18 protein-coding genes are annotated in these 15,654 nt (G+C 62.2%); 9 read left to right on the forward strand and 9 right to left on the reverse strand.

All coding sequences use genetic code 11. The features are described from left to right. Positions 1 to 124: 124 nt before the first annotated feature. The 4 genes from QAO71_RS16075 to QAO71_RS16090 are packed head-to-tail and all read right to left on the reverse strand — an operon-like array spanning position 125 to position 3,048. Positions 125 to 1,438, reverse strand: coding sequence for an arsenic transporter (locus QAO71_RS16075; RefSeq protein WP_280164890.1), 1,314 nt, complete (start codon positions 1,436 to 1,438; stop codon positions 125 to 127). 13 nt (positions 1,439 to 1,451) lie between these two features. Next, complete coding sequence (gene arsH / locus QAO71_RS16080; protein ID WP_074778825.1) at positions 1,452 to 2,177, reverse strand: arsenical resistance protein ArsH; 726 nt, start codon at positions 2,175 to 2,177, stop codon at positions 1,452 to 1,454. Further along, the gene (gene arsC / locus QAO71_RS16085) at positions 2,174 to 2,587 is read right to left on the reverse strand and encodes an arsenate reductase (glutaredoxin) (protein WP_280164891.1); all 414 of its coding nucleotides are present in this window, start codon (positions 2,585 to 2,587) and stop codon (positions 2,174 to 2,176) included. The genes arsH and arsC overlap by 4 nt, the downstream gene beginning before the upstream one ends. Beyond that, positions 2,584 to 3,048 carry a helix-turn-helix transcriptional regulator gene (locus QAO71_RS16090; protein ID WP_280164892.1) on the reverse strand — a complete coding sequence of 155 codons (465 nt, stop codon included), beginning with the start codon at positions 3,046 to 3,048 and terminating at the stop codon, positions 2,584 to 2,586. Before QAO71_RS16090 ends, arsC begins: the two co-directional genes overlap by 4 nt. A 105-nt stretch (positions 3,049 to 3,153) precedes the next feature. Between QAO71_RS16090 and desA the strand changes: the two genes are divergently transcribed. The 4 genes from desA (at position 3,154) to QAO71_RS16110 (ending at position 7,247) form a co-directional block, all read left to right on the forward strand. After that, positions 3,154 to 4,341, forward strand: coding sequence for a delta-9 fatty acid desaturase DesA (desA, locus tag QAO71_RS16095; RefSeq protein ID WP_036991883.1), 1,188 nt, complete (start codon positions 3,154 to 3,156; stop codon positions 4,339 to 4,341). Positions 4,342 to 4,514: 173 nt separating this feature from the next. Beyond that, complete coding sequence (locus QAO71_RS16100; protein WP_280164893.1) at positions 4,515 to 4,937, forward strand: DUF2231 domain-containing protein; 423 nt, start codon at positions 4,515 to 4,517, stop codon at positions 4,935 to 4,937. Further along, the gene (locus QAO71_RS16105; RefSeq protein ID WP_074778833.1) at positions 4,934 to 6,238 is read left to right on the forward strand and encodes a sorbosone dehydrogenase family protein; all 1,305 of its coding nucleotides are present in this window, start codon (positions 4,934 to 4,936) and stop codon (positions 6,236 to 6,238) included. Before QAO71_RS16100 ends, QAO71_RS16105 begins: the two co-directional genes overlap by 4 nt. Positions 6,239 to 6,353: 115 nt before the next feature. Next, positions 6,354 to 7,247, forward strand: coding sequence for a M23 family metallopeptidase (locus QAO71_RS16110; RefSeq protein ID WP_074778835.1), 894 nt, complete (start codon positions 6,354 to 6,356; stop codon positions 7,245 to 7,247). A 54-nt stretch (positions 7,248 to 7,301) separates the two neighbouring features. Here the strand turns inward: QAO71_RS16110 and rpmG are convergent, their stop codons facing one another. From rpmG to radC, 3 genes are all read right to left on the reverse strand, one after another. Then, on the reverse strand, positions 7,302 to 7,457 hold the full coding sequence (gene rpmG, locus QAO71_RS16115) for a 50S ribosomal protein L33 (protein ID WP_022960960.1): 156 nt from the start codon (positions 7,455 to 7,457) through the stop codon (positions 7,302 to 7,304). Positions 7,458 to 7,468: 11 nt separating this feature from the next. Next, entirely contained in the window at positions 7,469 to 7,705 is a 237-nt protein-coding gene (gene rpmB / locus QAO71_RS16120) for a 50S ribosomal protein L28 (protein WP_036991876.1), read from the reverse strand. A 185-nt stretch (positions 7,706 to 7,890) separates the two neighbouring features. Continuing rightward, positions 7,891 to 8,565, reverse strand: a complete 675-nt coding sequence (radC, locus tag QAO71_RS16125) for a DNA repair protein RadC (RefSeq protein WP_074778837.1) — start codon at positions 8,563 to 8,565, stop codon at positions 7,891 to 7,893. Between the two features lie 168 nt (positions 8,566 to 8,733). Between radC and coaBC the strand changes: the two genes are divergently transcribed. Genes coaBC through QAO71_RS16150 form a run of 5 tightly spaced genes read left to right on the forward strand, consistent with a single transcriptional unit; the run spans position 8,734 to position 14,322 of the window. Beyond that, positions 8,734 to 9,948, forward strand: a complete 1,215-nt coding sequence (gene coaBC / locus QAO71_RS16130) for a bifunctional phosphopantothenoylcysteine decarboxylase/phosphopantothenate--cysteine ligase CoaBC (RefSeq protein WP_074778839.1) — start codon at positions 8,734 to 8,736, stop codon at positions 9,946 to 9,948. A gap of 9 nt (positions 9,949 to 9,957) precedes the next feature. Continuing rightward, complete coding sequence (gene dut, locus QAO71_RS16135; protein ID WP_280164894.1) at positions 9,958 to 10,413, forward strand: dUTP diphosphatase; 456 nt, start codon at positions 9,958 to 9,960, stop codon at positions 10,411 to 10,413. Between the two features lie 33 nt (positions 10,414 to 10,446). Continuing rightward, positions 10,447 to 12,924 (forward strand): phosphomannomutase/phosphoglucomutase, encoded by a 2,478-nt coding sequence (locus tag QAO71_RS16140; protein WP_280164895.1) that lies wholly within the window; start codon positions 10,447 to 10,449, stop codon positions 12,922 to 12,924. Positions 12,925 to 12,982: 58 nt separating this feature from the next. Continuing rightward, the gene (argB, locus tag QAO71_RS16145) at positions 12,983 to 13,885 is read left to right on the forward strand and encodes an acetylglutamate kinase (protein WP_036991871.1); all 903 of its coding nucleotides are present in this window, start codon (positions 12,983 to 12,985) and stop codon (positions 13,883 to 13,885) included. Positions 13,886 to 13,890: 5 nt separating this feature from the next. Further along, positions 13,891 to 14,322, forward strand: coding sequence for a thioesterase family protein (locus QAO71_RS16150; protein ID WP_036991869.1), 432 nt, complete (start codon positions 13,891 to 13,893; stop codon positions 14,320 to 14,322). A 32-nt stretch (positions 14,323 to 14,354) separates the two neighbouring features. Here the strand turns inward: QAO71_RS16150 and QAO71_RS16155 are convergent, their stop codons facing one another. Next, on the reverse strand, positions 14,355 to 14,930 hold the full coding sequence (locus QAO71_RS16155) for a hypothetical protein (protein ID WP_036991867.1): 576 nt from the start codon (positions 14,928 to 14,930) through the stop codon (positions 14,355 to 14,357). Positions 14,931 to 14,997: 67 nt separating this feature from the next. Next, positions 14,998 to 15,642, reverse strand: coding sequence for an orotate phosphoribosyltransferase (gene pyrE / locus QAO71_RS16160; protein ID WP_036991865.1), 645 nt, complete (start codon positions 15,640 to 15,642; stop codon positions 14,998 to 15,000). Between the last annotated feature and the right edge of the window lie 12 nt (positions 15,643 to 15,654).

Here is a 15,654-nt window from a genome sequence, read left to right on the forward strand (position 1 = left end):
ACCGGCCGATGACCGTTGTAACGGGATGGTCACGCATTATCCATATTCTGGAACGTTTTCCTAGCGCGACGAAAAGCCACATTCATGACCAGGTGAGGCGTTGGGGCTAACTGTCCGGCGACCTTCAGTACCCAGGCGGCAGCAGTGGTAACCAGAGCGCCAACGCTACCAGCGTGGCCAGCAGCACTGGCGGCGTGATCAACAGGCCGATTTTCATGTACTGGCCCCAGCCGATCCGGTAACCCTTGCCTGCCAGCACATGCAGCCATAACAGCGTCGCCAGGCTGCCTATCGGGGTGAATTTCGGCCCCAGATCATTGCCGATGACGTTGGCATAGATCATCAGCTCCCGGGTGGCTGCCGGTACCTGGGCCTGGTCGATGGCCAGCGCACCGATCAGGGTCGAAGGCATGTTGTTCATGAGCGATGCAACCAACGCCGAGAGAAAGCCGGTGCCGACGGTAGCGGTGAACTGGCCCTGTTGTGCCAGCCATTCCAGCGCCCGGGCCCCGTAGCTCGTCAGCCCGGCGTTGCCCAGGCCATAGACCACCAGATACATACCGATCGAAAACAGCACTATCTGCCAGGGCGCCCCCCGCAAGGCGGCTGTTACCGGCACCACCGCGCCGCGCCCGAGCCGCCACCAGCGCCCAGCGATGGCCATCAGCAGCACTGCCGCGGTGCCAGTAACCAGGGAGATGGGTACTCCCAGCGGCGCGGTGATGAAGTAGGCGAGCAACAGCAGCGCCAGCAGCGGGAAGGTGGCGCGGAATATCAGCGGGTCTCTGATCGCCGAGCGCGGCGGGTCGAGTTCGGCAATCGAGTAGCGCAGCGGGATCCGCCGGCCGAAGGCGAACCAGAGCGCGACCAGGGTCGCTGCCAGCGAGACCAGGTTGACCGGCACCATGACGGCGGCATAGCGGTCGAAGCCGATATCAAAATAGTTGGCGCTGACGATATTCACCAGGTTGGAGATGACCAGTGGCAGACTGGCGGTGTCAGCCACGAAGCCGGTGGCGATGATGAACGCCAGGGCCGCCGGCGGTGAAAAATTCAGCCGCAGCAGAATGGCAACCACGATGGGGGTCAGCAGCAGCGCCGCGCCATCATTGGCAAAGAACGCCGCCATGACCGCGCCCAGCACCACGATCAGCGGAAACAGCAGATGTCCGCGACCATTGCCCCAGCGGGCCACGTGCAACGCCGCCCAGGTAAAGAAGCCCGCCTCATCCAGAATCAGCGAGATGATGATCAGCGCGACAAAGGTGAAGGTCGCGTCCCAGACGATGTCCCACACCACGCCGAGATCCGACCAGTGCACCACGCCGGCTACCAGCGCTACCAGCGCACCGGCCAGGGCGCTCCAACCAATACCCAGCCCCTTGGGCTGCCAGATCACCAGGATCAGGGTGACGACGAAGATAGCGAATGCCAGCATTGAATCGGTCTGCTCAGAGGGTGTTCTGGTTAACGCGTCGGGATACCGCTTCGGCGCTTTCGACACGCTCCGAATAGCGGTCGGTAAGGTAACTGGAGCGTCCGCGCACCAGCCAGGTGAACTTCACCAGTTCCTCACAGACATCGACGACACGCATATAGAGTGGCGACGGCTTCATGCGTCCGGCTGCATCGAATTCGGTAAACGCCTTCGGTACGGAGGACTGGTTGGGGATGGTGACCATCCGCATCCATCTGCCGAGGATCCGCAGCTGATTGACTGCATTGAAGCTCTGGCTCCCGCCAGACACTTCCATGATGGCCAGCGTCTTTCCCTGGGTGGGCCGAACACCACCCAACGCCAGGGGAATCCAGTCGATCTGCGCCTTCATGATGCCGGTCATCGCGCCATGCCGCTCCGGACTCACCCAGAGCATGCCTTCGGACCACTCCGCCAGATCGCGCAGCTCCCTGACCTTGGGATGATCCGCCTCGGCATCATCAGGCAGGGGCAGGCCGGACGGATTGAACGTGCGCACGTCACAGCCATACCAACGCAACAATCTGGCCGCTTCCTCGGAGAGCAGACGCGAGAAGGAAACCGCGCGCAGCGAGCCATAGAGAATGAGGATTCTGGGGGGATGCCGGGGCGCATCCGGGCCGACCAGGGCGCCGACATCTATCGGCTGCAGCTGCTCCGGATCGATATTGGGCAGGTCAGCGGCGACTGACTCGCTCATTGCGCGCCTCCGGCGTAGCGAATGATTTCACCATCTTCCTTGGTGAAGAGCGCTACCGGGTTGGCCAGCAGGTCAAGTACCCGCTCCGATGGGCGGCACAGACGCGCGCCCCGGTCGGTGACGACGATGGGACGATTGATCAGGATCGGATGCTCCATCATGGCATCGACCAGTTGGTCGTCAGTCAGGGCGGGGTCGCCAAGATTCAGCTCGTCATAAGGCGTCCCCTTGTGGCGCAGCAGCTCGCGCGGCGTGATGCCCATCATGGAGATCAGCTCGATCAGGCGTTGCCGTGACGGTGGCGTGACCAGGTATTCAATCACCTCCGGCGTCTCGCCGGATGCTTCAAGCATCGCCAGCGTATTACGCGATGTCCCACAGTTGGGGTTGTGGTAGATCAACGGTTTCATGAAGTCTTTCTCTCTGCATTGATGGTGGAACAGGCGCCTGGCAGCGTCAGCGATGGCTCGCAGATCTCCGGGTGACCGCCGCAGCAATCGCGCACCAGAAACCGGAGCACGTCCTGCATGTGAGCAAGATCCGCGCGATAGATGATCGAGCGGCTCTGTCGACGCGAGGAAACCCAACCCGCACGCGCCAGCACCGCAAGATGTGCCGACATGGTGTTGTGCGGCACCGCCAGCTGGCGGGCGATTTCACCCGCCGCAAGCCCCTCTGGCTCATGGCGTACGAGCAGCCGGAATGCCTCCAGGCGTGTTTCCTGGGAGAGCGCGGCGAAACTGTCAATGGCACTTTTTATTTCCATGAGTCCAAACATATAGACATATTTAAACCTCGTCAACGAATTGCAGCGCAGCGCGCCTCCCGCCGAGAGCCGGCACGGAAAAATCCCGTAGCAATTGCCCTTCACCACCTTCTTCCAATCGACCTGCGGTCATGTCAGTTTGAATCAGCTCATTCATACTCAGGCGATGGGAAACCTGCTCCCCTTCGTCTTCCAAAGAGGTTTCGGTTCATGTGGTACAACGGTTTGCTCGATCCCTCCGGCTGGCAGCTGCTGGCAATCATCCTGGTGCTGACGCATATCACCATCGTCAGCGTGACGGTCTACCTGCATCGCTATTCGGCGCATCGCTCGCTGGAACTGCATCCGGCGCTGAAACATTTCTTCCGCTTCTGGCTATGGCTGACGACCAGCATGAATACCCGGGAGTGGACCGCCATCCACCGCAAGCACCACGCCAAATGCGAGACGCCGGACGACCCTCATAGCCCGGTGCAGAAAGGCCTATCGACGGTGCTGCGCAAGGGCGCCGAACTCTACATGGAGGAAGCGAAGAACGAGGACACGCTGCGGATCTATGGCAAGAACTGCCCTGACGACTGGATCGAACGCAATCTGTACGGGCGCTTTCGCAATGCCGGGATCATCAGCATGCTGGTGATCGATCTGGCACTGTTCGGCGTGCTCGGTCTGACCGTCTGGGCCGTGCAGATGATCTGGATTCCGCTGCTGGCCGCCGGGGTGGTCAATGGCCTGGGCCATGCGGTGGGCTATCGTAATTTCGAATGCAAGGATGCGGCGACCAACATTCTGCCCTGGGGCATCCTGATTGGCGGTGAGGAGCTGCATAACAACCACCATACCTATCCCAACTCGGCCAAGCTGTCGGTAAAGAAATGGGAGTTCGATATGGGCTGGCTATGGATTCGCCTCTTTAGTGCGCTGGGCCTGGCCACCGTACGGCGCACCGCGCCGATTGCCCACCGCATCGAAGGCAAGCAAACCATGGATATGGACACCGCCATGGCCATTCTCAATAACCGCTTCCAGATCATGGCGCAGTACCGCAAGCAGGTGATCAAGCCCCTGGCGCAGCAGGAGATGCAGCGGGTGGATGAGTCTGTGCGGCATCTGTTCCGCCGGGCCAAGCGCCTGCTCAGTCGCGAAACCAGCCTGCTCGAACCGCAGCAGGAAGCGAAGATCCAGACCATTCTGGAGCAGAGCCAGTCGTTACGCATCATCTATGAAAAGCGCCTGGCATTGCAACAGATCTGGACCCGCACCAGCAGCAACGGCCATGAGATGCTGCAGGCCCTGAGCGACTGGTGCATCCAGGCCGAGGCCACGGGCATCAAGGCGTTGCGCGACTTCGCCGCGCAATTGCGCACCTATTCACTGCAGCCGGCAGTCCCGGCCTGACCAGCATTTTCCGATCCGGGCGCCTGGCAGGGGCGCCCGTATGGATCGAACCGCTTCGCTAGCCAGCGCAGACGGGTGAACTATACTCCGGCAGTATGCCTCCGATTTCCCCGATTCCAGAGCGGGACTCGGCGACCGGATTTCGCTCGCTCAACGAAGAGGAACCCCTCCCGATGGCTACTGTCGACCGAACCTATCTGTATGCTCCCCACCCCCTGCACGCGATACTACTCGCCGGACCCATTCCCCTGTTTCTAGGCGCTCTTCTGAGCGACATAGCCTATTCGTCGAGCCACCACATACAGTGGAATAACTTCTCCTCCTGGCTGATCGCCGGCGGTCTGGTCTTTGCCGGCCTGGCTATTCTGTGCGGGATCATCGGATTGTTCCGGGCCGATGGCCGTCATCGTCACGCCCTGTTGTCATTGTTGCTGCTCGTGGTCACCTGGATTGTCGGCTTCATCAACGCGCTGATTCATGCCAAAGACGCCTGGGCGAGCATGCCGATGGGCCTGGTACTCTCGGTGGTGGTCACACTATTGGCCTGTGCCGCCGCCTGGTTCGGGCTGGCCACTGCACATGGGGGTGACGCATGAAGTATTTCAACCTGTCCCCGGTTTTCCCGCTCTGCACCCTGGCAATTCTGCTCAGCGCCTGTGGTGGCAATGAGGGCGATCAGCAGCAGACATACGGCACGGTCGATGAGTTACCCAAAGCCCAGCGCGGCCTGCTCCCCGACATGACCATTGCCGAGCCGACCGAATGGGGCGACCAGGTTCCCACCGTGCCTGAAGGCTATACCGTCACGGCCATTGCCACCGACCTGAAGATTCCACGCCAGACACTGGTATTACCCAATGGCGACATCCTGGTGGCTGAAGGCCGCGGCGGTAACGCCCAAGCGCTGAAACCCAAGGACGTGATCGCCGGCTACATCAAGGCCCAAGGCAATACCCAGGTGGAAAGCGGTAATCGTCTGACTCTCCTGCGCGATGCCAATGGCGATGGAACCTATGAGGAGCAGACGGTATTCGCTGAAGATCTCAATGCGCCCTACGGGCTGGCGTTGGTGGATAACAATCTGTACGTCGCCAATCAGGATGCCCTGGTGCGCTTCGACTACGAGGAAGGTCAGACCCGGGCCAGCGGGCCGCCGGAAAAAATCACCGACCTGCCGTCTGCGATCAACCACCACTGGACCAAGGCCATGACTGCCAGTGAGGATGGGCGCTTCCTCTATGTGGGCATTGGTTCCAACAGCAACATCACCGAACGGGGCATGGCGGCGGAAGTGAACCGCGCCGAGGTTTGGCAGATCGATGCCGAAACGGGGATGCACAAGCCCTATGCCACCGGCCTGCGCAACCCCACGGCGTTAGCCGTGCAACCGGGTACCGGCGTGCTCTGGTCGGTGGTGAACGAGCGCGACGAGATGGGCCCGGACTTGGTGCCCGACTATCTCACCTCCGTTCAGGAAGGCGGCTTCTACGGCTGGCCCTACAGCTACTGGGGCCAGAATGTGGATCCTCGCGTAAAACCGGGGGATCCGGAGAAGGTCGCCTCGGCAATCGTGCCGGATTACGCCCTGGGTTCCCACGTGGCAGCACTGGGCCTGGATTTCTCCAGCCCGGCGATGGGCGCTGAATATGCCGACGGCGTATTTATCGGCGAGCATGGCAGCTGGAACCGCAAGAACCCGGTCGGTTACAAGGTGATCTTCGTGCCGTTCAGTAATGGTCGGCCGTCTGGCCCGCCGGTCGATTTCGTCTATGACTTCCGTACGGCCGATGGCAAGACCCGTGGCCGGCCAGTAGGCGTGACCGTTGATCCCGAGGGTGCGCTGATCGTGGCGGATGACCTGGCCAATATCATCTGGCGAGTGACGCCTGCCCAGTAACGGCAGGCTTCCGACGAACGTAGCGGCTCGCGCGCCCTAACCTATTTGCGCGGGTCGCTTTCGCGCGCGTCACGGTTTATCCTTGGCGCTCGATCATGATTGACGGTTGCAACGGATGCGTACCTTTTTTCTGGGGGCTGTCCTGCTGCTGGCCAGCCCAGCCCTGCTTGGCTCCACCATCTACAAGTACACCGACGCGAACGGCGTCGTTACCTACACCGATCAGCGTGTGCAGGGCGCCCAGGTGTTCGTGTTCCGCGACCGGATGGTCGAGGACAATGACCGTCAGGTGTATGTCACCACGCGCAAGCATGCCGGCGGCGATACGCTGGTAGTCAACAATGACCTGTACGTGCCGGTCGAAATCGAACTGTCCATCATCGCTGCCGAACATGTGCTGGGCGCACCCGACGCGCCAGTGCGCTGGGTTCTGCCGCCGCGCGGCAATATCCGTCTGCTGACCCTGGCTCCGACTGGCACCGGCACCCCGCGCTACCAGCACAAGTTGCGTTACGCGCTGGGCGACCCCCGCGCCAAACCCAGCCCGCTCGCCTACCCACTGCCCTGGCGCGGCGGCCCCTTCCGCATGACCCAGGGCCCGGGTGGACGCTACAGTCATACCGGTCCGAAAGGGCGCTACGCGGTGGACATCGCCATGCCAGTCGGCACACCCATCGTCGCCGCCCGCGGCGGACTGGTGGTCAAGACCGAGAACCAGCAAAGCGGCCGCGGCACCAACCCGGCCGGCAATTTCGTCCGGCTGCTGCATGACGACGGCACCATGGGCGTCTATCTGCACCTGAAACAGGGGTCGGTCAATGTGCGGGAAGGTCAGCGGGTGCGCGCCGGCGAGCTGCTGGCGCTGTCCGGTAATACCGGCAACAGCACCGGCCCGCATTTGCACTTCGTGGTGCAGAAGAACGTCGGTCTGAACACCGTGTCCATTCCCTTCGAATTCGCCCAGCCCGTGAACAGCATGCCCAACTTTGCGGTGGGTGGGGAGCGCTAGATTACAGGCAACAAAAAACCCGCCGAAGCGGGTTTCTTGTCAGTCAGGCGGATCTTATTTGATCTTGCCTTCCTTGTACATCACGTGCTTGCGTACAACCGGATCGAATTTCTTGATTTCGATCTTGTCGGGAGTAGTACGCTTGTTCTTGTCGGTAGTGTAGAAATGACCAGTACCGGCAGAGGAGATCAGACGAATCAATTCACGCATGGTGCTGCTCCTTAAACTTTAATGCCGCGACCGCGGATTTCAGCCAGAACGGCGTCAATACCACGCTTGTCGATGATACGCATGCCCTTGGCGGACGTGCGCAGACGGACAAAACGCTTTTCGGATTCTACCCAGAAACGATGGTACTGCAGGTTAGGCAGAAAACGACGCTTGGTTCTGTTGTTAGCGTGGGAAACATTGTTCCCAGTCACCGGGCCTTTGCCGGTCACTTGACATACTCGAGACATGGTTAACCCTCTCCAACCACTTGCCCAACCCGAACTGGTTGGAAGTCAAAATAAGAATCTGTTGTCCAGCCGGGGCAACCCATCACGCTTCACTGTAATGTATGGATTACAGGTGCAGCCCCGAGAAGAGCGGAGCTTTATACCAAAATGTGCCACCCCAGGCAATGATTTTTGATGTAACCGCCTCATAAAAGCCCGCGTTCGGCAAAGGACACCGGGTCACCATCACCCACCACCAAATGGTCAAGCACGCGGATATCCACCAGCGCCAGCGACTCCTTCAGCCGCCGGGTCAGCAGCAGGTCGGCCTGGCTCGGCTCGGCCACTCCCGACGGATGGTTGTGGGTCAGGATCAGCGCTGCGGCATTGTGTGACAAGGCGCGCTTGATCACCTCACGGGGATAGACACTGGCACTGTCCAGGGTGCCGCGAAACAGCTCCTCGAAGGCAATCACCCGATGCTGATTGTCGAGATACAGGCAGGCAAAGACCTCGTGGGGCAGCGCCATCAACTTGCTGCGCAGAAAGTTGCGCACCGCACCGGGCGAGGTCAGCGCATCGCCGCGCTTCAGGTCCTCGAACAGATGCCGCCGGGCCATTTCCATGACGGCTTGCAACTGCACGAACTTGGCCGGACCCAAACCCCGATGGCGACAAAAGTCCTGCTGCTCGGCGTGCAGCAGGGCACGCAGGCTGCCAAAGCCCTGCAGCAGATCGCGGGCCAGATCCACGGCGCTGCGCCCCGGCAGGCCCGTGCGCAGGAAGATCGCCAGCAGCTCGGCATCGGATAGGGCAGCAGCCCCTTGCAGCAACAGTTTCTCCCGGGGGCGTTCAGCCTCCGGCCAATCGGTAATGGGCATGACATGCACTCCTTGCGTTCATCAATGCACGTACTGCCCTTTTCGTGCTGGCAAAACCCCGAGTATAGGGTGGGCTCGCATCGATGGTCGAGTCGCGCAGGGGGAGCGCGTGACAGGGTCGCCATATGGTATCGTTAGCGCCATTTGCCAGGCACTCTGGAGTCGATGATGCAGCGGTTGTTGAACAAGCAGGTGGTACTGGGAATCAGCGGCGGGATCGCTGCCTATAAAAGCGCCGAGCTGGTGCGCCGGTTGAAGGACGCCGGGGCCGATGTGCGTGTGGTGATGACCCGCGCTGCCCACGAGTTCATCACGCCCCTGACCCTGCAGGCGCTGTCCGGCAACCCGGTACATGGCGACCTGCTGGACCCCGCGGCGGAAGCAGCCATGGGGCATATCGAACTGGCGCGCTGGGCGGATCTGGTGCTGATCGCGCCGGCCACCGCCGACCTGATGGCACGGCTGGCCACTGGTCGCGGCGATGATCTGCTGACTACCCTGGTATTGGCCACCGATGCCCCGATCGCCCTGGCGCCGGCCATGAACCAGGCCATGTGGCGCGACCCGGCGACCCAGGCCAACCTGCAAACGCTGTTGCAGCGCGACATCAAGGTCTACGGCCCCGCTGCCGGCGAGCAGGCCTGCGGCGATATCGGCCCCGGCCGCATGCTCGAACCCACCGAGATCGCCGCGCGCTGCGCCGAATGCTTCGAGCGCGGGCTGCTGACCGGCCGCCATGTGCTGATCAACGCCGGCCCGACCCGCGAGGCGATCGACCCGGTCCGCTACCTGTCCAATCACAGCTCCGGCAAGATGGGCTTTGCCCTGGCCGAGGCAGCCGCCGAGGCCGGTGCCCGGGTTACTCTGGTGGCCGGCCCGGTCAACCTGCCAACCCCGCCCCGGGTCGACCGGGTGGATGTGACCAGCGCCGCCGAGATGCTGGCTGCCTGCGAAGCCGCCCTGCCCGCCGATCTGTTCATTGCCTCGGCGGCGGTGGCGGATTACCGGCCCGCCAGTTGTGCTCCGGGCAAATTGAAGAAAGAAACCGACAGCGACGCCGGCCTGACCCTGACCCTGATACGCAACCCGGATATCCTGGCGACCCTCGCCGGCCATGCCCAGCGCCCCGGCTTCTGTGTCGGCTTCGCCGCCGAGACCGATGATGTGCTCGGTTATGCCAGTGACAAGCTCACCCGCAAGAACCTGGACCTGATCGTTGCCAATGATGTCAGCCAGCCGGGGATCGGCTTCAATGCCGATGACAACGCCGTCACCCTGATCGACCGCAGCCTGGCTCCACAGCCGCTGCCCCGCGCCAGCAAGCACAAGCTGGCCCGCCAGCTCATCGCTGTCATTGCCGATCGCCTGACTACTTCAGCCTGAGGAAACACCATGCACGCCCTGCAAGTCCGCATTCTCGACCCCCGCCTCGGCCAACAATGGCCGCTGCCCACCTACGCCACCACAGGCTCCGCCGGGCTGGATCTGCGGGCCATGATCGACGCGCCGCTGACGCTGGAGCCTGGCCAGACCACGCTGCTGCCCAGCGGCATGGCCATCCACATCGCCGATCCCGGGCTGGCGGCGATGATCCTGCCACGCTCGGGGCTGGGCCATAAACATGGCATTGTGCTGGGCAACCTGGTCGGATTGATCGATTCGGATTACCAGGGCGAGCTGATGGTGTCCTGCTGGAACCGCGGGCAGCAGGCTTTCACCATCGAGCCGGGCGAACGCATCGCCCAGCTGGTACTGGTCCCGGTGGTCCAGGCGCAGCTGGAGATCGTCAGCGAATTCGACGACAGCCAGCGCGGCGCAGGTGGGTTCGGACACACCGGCAGCCACTGATTTCTTTGATTTGCAGGGAGGCAATACACAAAGATGAAACTGACGAAACCATCCATGACCCGACAGCCCAGCACCGTACCGGGCACCCTGGCACCGCTGCTGGTGATGCTCGCCAGCCTGGCCGCCGCGCTGACGCTGCTGTGGCTGCTGCTGTTCGCCCCGGCGGCGGACAGCTATCGCAGCGACCTCAGTCAGGCCTATGCCATTCAGCAGCAGAGCGCGCTCAATCGCGCGCTGGCGCAGCTCGATACGGATGTGGCCCGGGCTGCCGCCAATCCCCAGCTGCAGGCCCTTCTGCAGCAGCAGGGCAGCCTCCGTCCCGCAGGCACACTGGTTCACCAGTTGGCAACCTACCTGCACCGTCCCGGCGCTGCACGTCACATCAATGATGCGCAGGCGCCGCTGAGCTTTGCGGCGCTGGACATGATCCGCCGCGCCGAACGTGGCCTGCCGGTCCCGGCCGAAGCGCACAAGGTCGGCGAGCACTGGCGGCTGTATCTGGTTGAACCGCTGCGCACCGCGCCCACAGCGCCGATTGCCGGCACCCTGTTGGTAGTATTCGAGTTGCAGCGCCTGACTGCGGCATTGCCGCAGCTGCCCCAGGATGCCGGCAAGGTCGCGCTGATCCAGCAATTCCCGGCTGGGCCGGCACAACCGCTGTATCAGGCCGGTAGCGGCCATGGCGACGTTCTCAGCCTGGCTACTGACAATCCCGCCTGGCGCCTGGAATTCCAGGCCGGGAGCGCCATGGGCGCAGGGGCACCCAATCCGCTGGTACTGCTCGCCGCAGTGCTGCTGGCGCTGGCCGGCGCCCTGGCCAGCCTGCTGTTGCTGCAACGCAGCTGGAACCAGGCACTGGCCGCCGATGCCCAGACCCTCGAGCAACTGACCCAGGGCCACAAGGCCGCTGGCTTGCGGCTGGGCCCGCTGGAGCCTCTGGCGCAGAGCATCATGCAGCTGGTCAGCCGCGGCAGGCAGGCACCGGTAGCGCCTGCTGCCAGTCAACCGGTACGGCCAACGCCACCCGTTGCCGATTCCGCCGCCGCGCCCCTGCCGCCGCTGGAAGATGTACTGGATATCGATATTCTCGATGACCTGCCCGACGAGCCGATGGCCGGCGCGCCTTCCCTGCCGGCAGAAATCTTCCGCGCCTATGACATCCGCGGTGTAGTCGGCCGCACCCTGAGCGCCGAGTACGTCTATTGGCTGGGACGGGCGATCGGCAGCGAATCGCTGGATGCCGGCCAACCCCGGGTTGCCGTGGCCCGTGATGGTCGGCTGTCCGGCCCGGAGTTGCTGGAACAACTGATCCGCGGTCTGACCGACTGTGGCTGTCAGGTGGTCGATCTGGGCATGGTGCCGACTCCGGTGCTCTACTACGCCACCCACACCACCGAGGCCACTTCGGGAGTGATGCTCACCGGCAGTCACAATCCGCCGGACTACAATGGATTGAAGATCGTCATTGCCGGTCAGACCCTGTCTGGCGAGCGTATCAGTGCGCTGCGCCAGCGGCTGGAGCAGAACCTCCTGCATGAGGGCAATGGCGAATGCCAGCCGCTGGACATCCTGGACTCCTATACCCATCGCATCGTCGACGACGTACTGCTGGCCCGCCCACTTAAAGTGGTGGTTGATTGCGGCAATGGCGTGGGCGGAGTGATTGCCCAGAACCTGCTGGAGCAGCTTGGCTGCGAGGTGGTGGCGCTGTACTGCGAGGTCGATGGCAACTTCCCCAACCATCATCCAGACCCGGGCAAACCCGAGAACCTGCGCGACCTGCAATTGATCGTCAAACAACACAACGCCGACCTGGGGCTGGCCTTCGATGGCGATGCCGACCGCCTGGGCGTGGTAATGGCCAATGGCGAAATCATCTGCGCCGACCGGCTGCTGATGTTGTTTGCCGAGGATATAGTGACTCGCAACCCCGGTGCCGATATCGTATTTGACGTGAAATGCACCCGCCAGCTACCACAGTTGATCAGCCGCCTGGGTGGTCGCCCGGTGATGTGGAAATCCGGCCACTCACTGATCAAGGTCAAGATGCAGGAAACCCAGGCCCTGCTCGGTGGCGAGATGAGCGGCCATGTGTTCTTCCAGGAACGCTGGTACGGCTTCGATGACGGTCTGTACAGCGCCTGCCGACTGCTGGAACTGGTCTCGATGCTGACTCAGGATCGCGAGCAGATCAACGCGATGTTCGACCGCTACCCGACCGGCCTGAGCACACCAGAGCTGCATGTCGAGGTTGGCGAAAAGCGCAAGTTCGCGTTGATGAACGACCTGGAAAACACTGCCGAATGGGGCGAGCAGGCCCGCGTCACCACGATCGACGGGCTGCGCGTGGACTACCCTGATGGCTGGGGCCTGGTACGGGCGTCCAATACCACCCCGGTGCTGGTGCTGCGGTTCGAGGCCGAAGACGCCGGTGGGCTGGAGCGCATCCGCCAGCGATTCCGCGAGCAGCTGACCCGCGTCGCGCCCGACCTGACATTGAACAATCTGTAATATCCACAGCCGGGGTTGCCCCGGCGCTGACGATTCCGATCAGGAGAAGAGAACCACCATGTTGAACCGTGACGCCGCTACCCAGGTATCCATGATCCTGACCGAGGCTCTGCCCTATATCCAGCGCTTCACCGGCAAGACCATCGTCATCAAGTACGGCGGCAACGCCATGGAGAGCGAAGAGCTGCAGGCCAGCTTCGCCAAGGATATCGTGCTGATGAAGACCGTTGGCATCAATCCGGTGGTAGTGCATGGCGGTGGTCCACAGATCGGTGACCTGCTCAAGCGCCTGAACATCACCAGCGAGTTCATCGAAGGCATGCGCGTGACCGACGGCGCGACCATGGATGTGGTGGAAATGGTTCTCGGCGGCCAGGTGAACAAGAATATCGTCAACCTGATCAACCAGCATGGCGGCCAGGCGCTCGGCCTGACCGGCAAGGATGCCAACCTGATTCGCGCGCGCAAGCTCAAGGTCACCCGCCGCACCCCGGGCATGGACAAGCCGGAGATCATCGATGTGGGGCAGGTCGGTGAAGTCAGCGAGGTCAATGTGAAGCTGATCAACCGACTGATTTCCGATGACTACATTCCGGTGATCGCGCCCATCGGCGTCGGTGCCGACGGCACCTCCTACAACATCAACGCTGACCTGGTCGCCGGCAAGGTGGCCGAGGCGCTGGGCGCCGAGAAGCTGATGCTGCTGACCAATATTGCCGGGCTGATGGACAAGACAGGCAAGGTGCTGACCGGCCTGACCACCGCACAGGTCGACGAGCTGATCGCCGATGGCACCATCTACGGCGGCATGTTGCCGAAGATCCGCTGCGCACTGGATGCGGTGCAGGGCGGGGTTGGCAGCGCCATCATCGTCGATGGCCGGGTACCCAATGCGGTACTGCTGGAAGTCTTCACCGACACCGGTGTTGGCACTCTGATCACCAATCAGCAGCCGGAGTGAACCACATGCAGCAGAGCGACTTCCGGTTCAGCTGCCCGCTGCGCGTGCGCTGGGCCGAAGCCGACCCCCAGGGCATCGTGTTCAATGGTCATTATCTGACCTATGCCGATGTGGGCATTACCGAGTATTTCCGTGCTCTGCGGGAGGTGCACCCTGACACCGGTGTCAGCGGCAGCGACTTCTTTGCCGTACGGACCTTGCTGGAGTATCAGGCGCCAGCCTGCTTCGACGATGTGTTGCAGATTCATGTGCGTATCGCCCGGCTGGGCAACAGCAGCATGCAGTTCGCCATCGGTATCTACCGCGAACAGCAACTGCTGGTAACCGGGGAAATCGTCTACGTGCATGCGGATATGACAACCCGGCGGCCGCAAGCCATCCCGCAAGCGTTCCGCGAGGCCATCGCTGCCTTCGAGAAAACCAGCGTTCAGCTATAACTTGCGCTGGCAGCTTGAAGCGCTGAATCGCCTCAGTCTGCCAGCAACAACTGCAACCGCTGACGGCGATTGGCGAAGGTGTCATTGACCGTCGCGATATCCTGACGGTTGTTATTGATCAGCCGCTGCAGGCGCTGCTGCTCCGCTTCTACTTCCGCCAACTCCCGGAGAATCTGCGGGTCTACCTTGCGACCAGCCCGCTCCTGCACCGCCGCCCGGCTCAGCAAGTCTTCGCGCTGGTTGTTCAGGGTGAGAATGCCCGTTTCGGAAGTGGCAATCAGGTTCTCGATCTGCTGGACCTGGCGACTGTAGGCACGGTCGAGGTCTTCCACACTGGAATACAACCGCAGCAGGGTCTCGTCGGCGCTGCGGCGCTGCTGCTGCTCGCGCTCGGCGGCCCGCGCCGCCTCCCGTTCCTCGGGCGTGAGCGCCGCCGGCACCACCTGCTTTACCCGGCCATCGCCATCGAGCACCTCATAACCGCGACTGACATGCTGGGGCGGCACGCTGCGGTCCAGCACCGTGATGCCCTTGTCATTGACGTAGCGATACAGGTCGGCGGACTGGGCCTCGGCGGCAAGCGCAATACTGCCGAGAACCACGGCCATAGCTCGATACCCAATCCTTTTCTGCATAACTGGACCACCCTGTCCTGGCTTGGTTGACGGCCTCCGTTCAGATGCCGTACTGCTCGCGATACGCCTGCACTGCAGGCAGGTATTTGCGCAATTGCGCGTCGTCTTCAAGAAACGCAAGAATCTGGGTCAGCGACACGATGCTCACCACCGGGATGCCGAAATCACGCTCGACTTCCTGAATAGCTGACAGCTCGCCCTGGCCCCGCTCCTGGCGATCCAGCGCTACCATCACCGCGGCCGGCTCGGCGCCTGCCGCCTGGATAATCTGCATGACCTCGCGGATCGCGGTCCCGGCGGTGATGACATCATCGACGATTACCACCCGACCCTGCAGCGGCGCGCCCACCAGAGAACCACCTTCACCGTGGTCCTTGGCTTCCTTGCGATTGAAACAGTATGGCAGATCGATATCAAAGCTGTCAGCCAGGGAAACGGCCGTAGCCGCCGCCAGCGGAATACCCTTGTAGGCCGGCCCGAAGATCATGTCGAACTCCTTCGGACCATTGTGGATCAGCGCCTGGGCATAGTAGCGCCCCAACCGGGCCAGCGAACTGCCAGTATTGAACAAGCCGGCATTGAAGAAGTAAGGGCTCTGGCGTCCGGACTTGAGGGTAAATTCACCGAAGCGCAAAACATTGCGATCCAGCGCAAACCGAATAAATTCCCACTGATACTCATGCATCTATTCTATTAC

Source organism: Halopseudomonas sp. SMJS2, assembly GCF_029866945.1.
Taxonomy (GTDB): domain Bacteria; phylum Pseudomonadota; class Gammaproteobacteria; order Pseudomonadales; family Pseudomonadaceae; genus Halopseudomonas; species Halopseudomonas bauzanensis.

Excerpts from the sequence above, each read along its gene's own strand:
- QAO71_RS16075 (WP_280164890.1), bottom strand. The coding sequence starts at position 1,438 with ATGCTGGCATTCGCTATCTTCGTCGTCACCCTGATCCTGGTGATCTGG.
- arsH (WP_074778825.1), bottom strand. The coding sequence starts at position 2,177 with ATGAGCGAGTCAGTCGCCGCTGACCTGCCCAATATCGATCCGGAGCAG.
- arsC (WP_280164891.1), bottom strand. The coding sequence starts at position 2,587 with ATGAAACCGTTGATCTACCACAACCCCAACTGTGGGACATCGCGTAAT.
- desA (WP_036991883.1), top strand. The coding sequence starts at position 3,154 with ATGTGGTACAACGGTTTGCTCGATCCCTCCGGCTGGCAGCTGCTGGCA.
- QAO71_RS16100 (WP_280164893.1), top strand. The coding sequence starts at position 4,515 with ATGGCTACTGTCGACCGAACCTATCTGTATGCTCCCCACCCCCTGCAC.
- QAO71_RS16105 (WP_074778833.1), top strand. The coding sequence starts at position 4,934 with ATGAAGTATTTCAACCTGTCCCCGGTTTTCCCGCTCTGCACCCTGGCA.
- QAO71_RS16110 (WP_074778835.1), top strand. The coding sequence starts at position 6,354 with ATGCGTACCTTTTTTCTGGGGGCTGTCCTGCTGCTGGCCAGCCCAGCC.
- rpmG (WP_022960960.1), bottom strand. The coding sequence starts at position 7,457 with ATGCGTGAATTGATTCGTCTGATCTCCTCTGCCGGTACTGGTCATTTC.
- rpmB (WP_036991876.1), bottom strand. The coding sequence starts at position 7,705 with ATGTCTCGAGTATGTCAAGTGACCGGCAAAGGCCCGGTGACTGGGAAC.
- radC (WP_074778837.1), bottom strand. The coding sequence starts at position 8,565 with ATGCCCATTACCGATTGGCCGGAGGCTGAACGCCCCCGGGAGAAACTG.
- coaBC (WP_074778839.1), top strand. The coding sequence starts at position 8,734 with ATGCAGCGGTTGTTGAACAAGCAGGTGGTACTGGGAATCAGCGGCGGG.
- dut (WP_280164894.1), top strand. The coding sequence starts at position 9,958 with ATGCACGCCCTGCAAGTCCGCATTCTCGACCCCCGCCTCGGCCAACAA.
- QAO71_RS16140 (WP_280164895.1), top strand. The coding sequence starts at position 10,447 with ATGAAACTGACGAAACCATCCATGACCCGACAGCCCAGCACCGTACCG.
- argB (WP_036991871.1), top strand. The coding sequence starts at position 12,983 with ATGTTGAACCGTGACGCCGCTACCCAGGTATCCATGATCCTGACCGAG.
- QAO71_RS16150 (WP_036991869.1), top strand. The coding sequence starts at position 13,891 with ATGCAGCAGAGCGACTTCCGGTTCAGCTGCCCGCTGCGCGTGCGCTGG.
- QAO71_RS16155 (WP_036991867.1), bottom strand. The coding sequence starts at position 14,930 with ATGGCCGTGGTTCTCGGCAGTATTGCGCTTGCCGCCGAGGCCCAGTCC.
- pyrE (WP_036991865.1), bottom strand. The coding sequence starts at position 15,642 with ATGCATGAGTATCAGTGGGAATTTATTCGGTTTGCGCTGGATCGCAAT.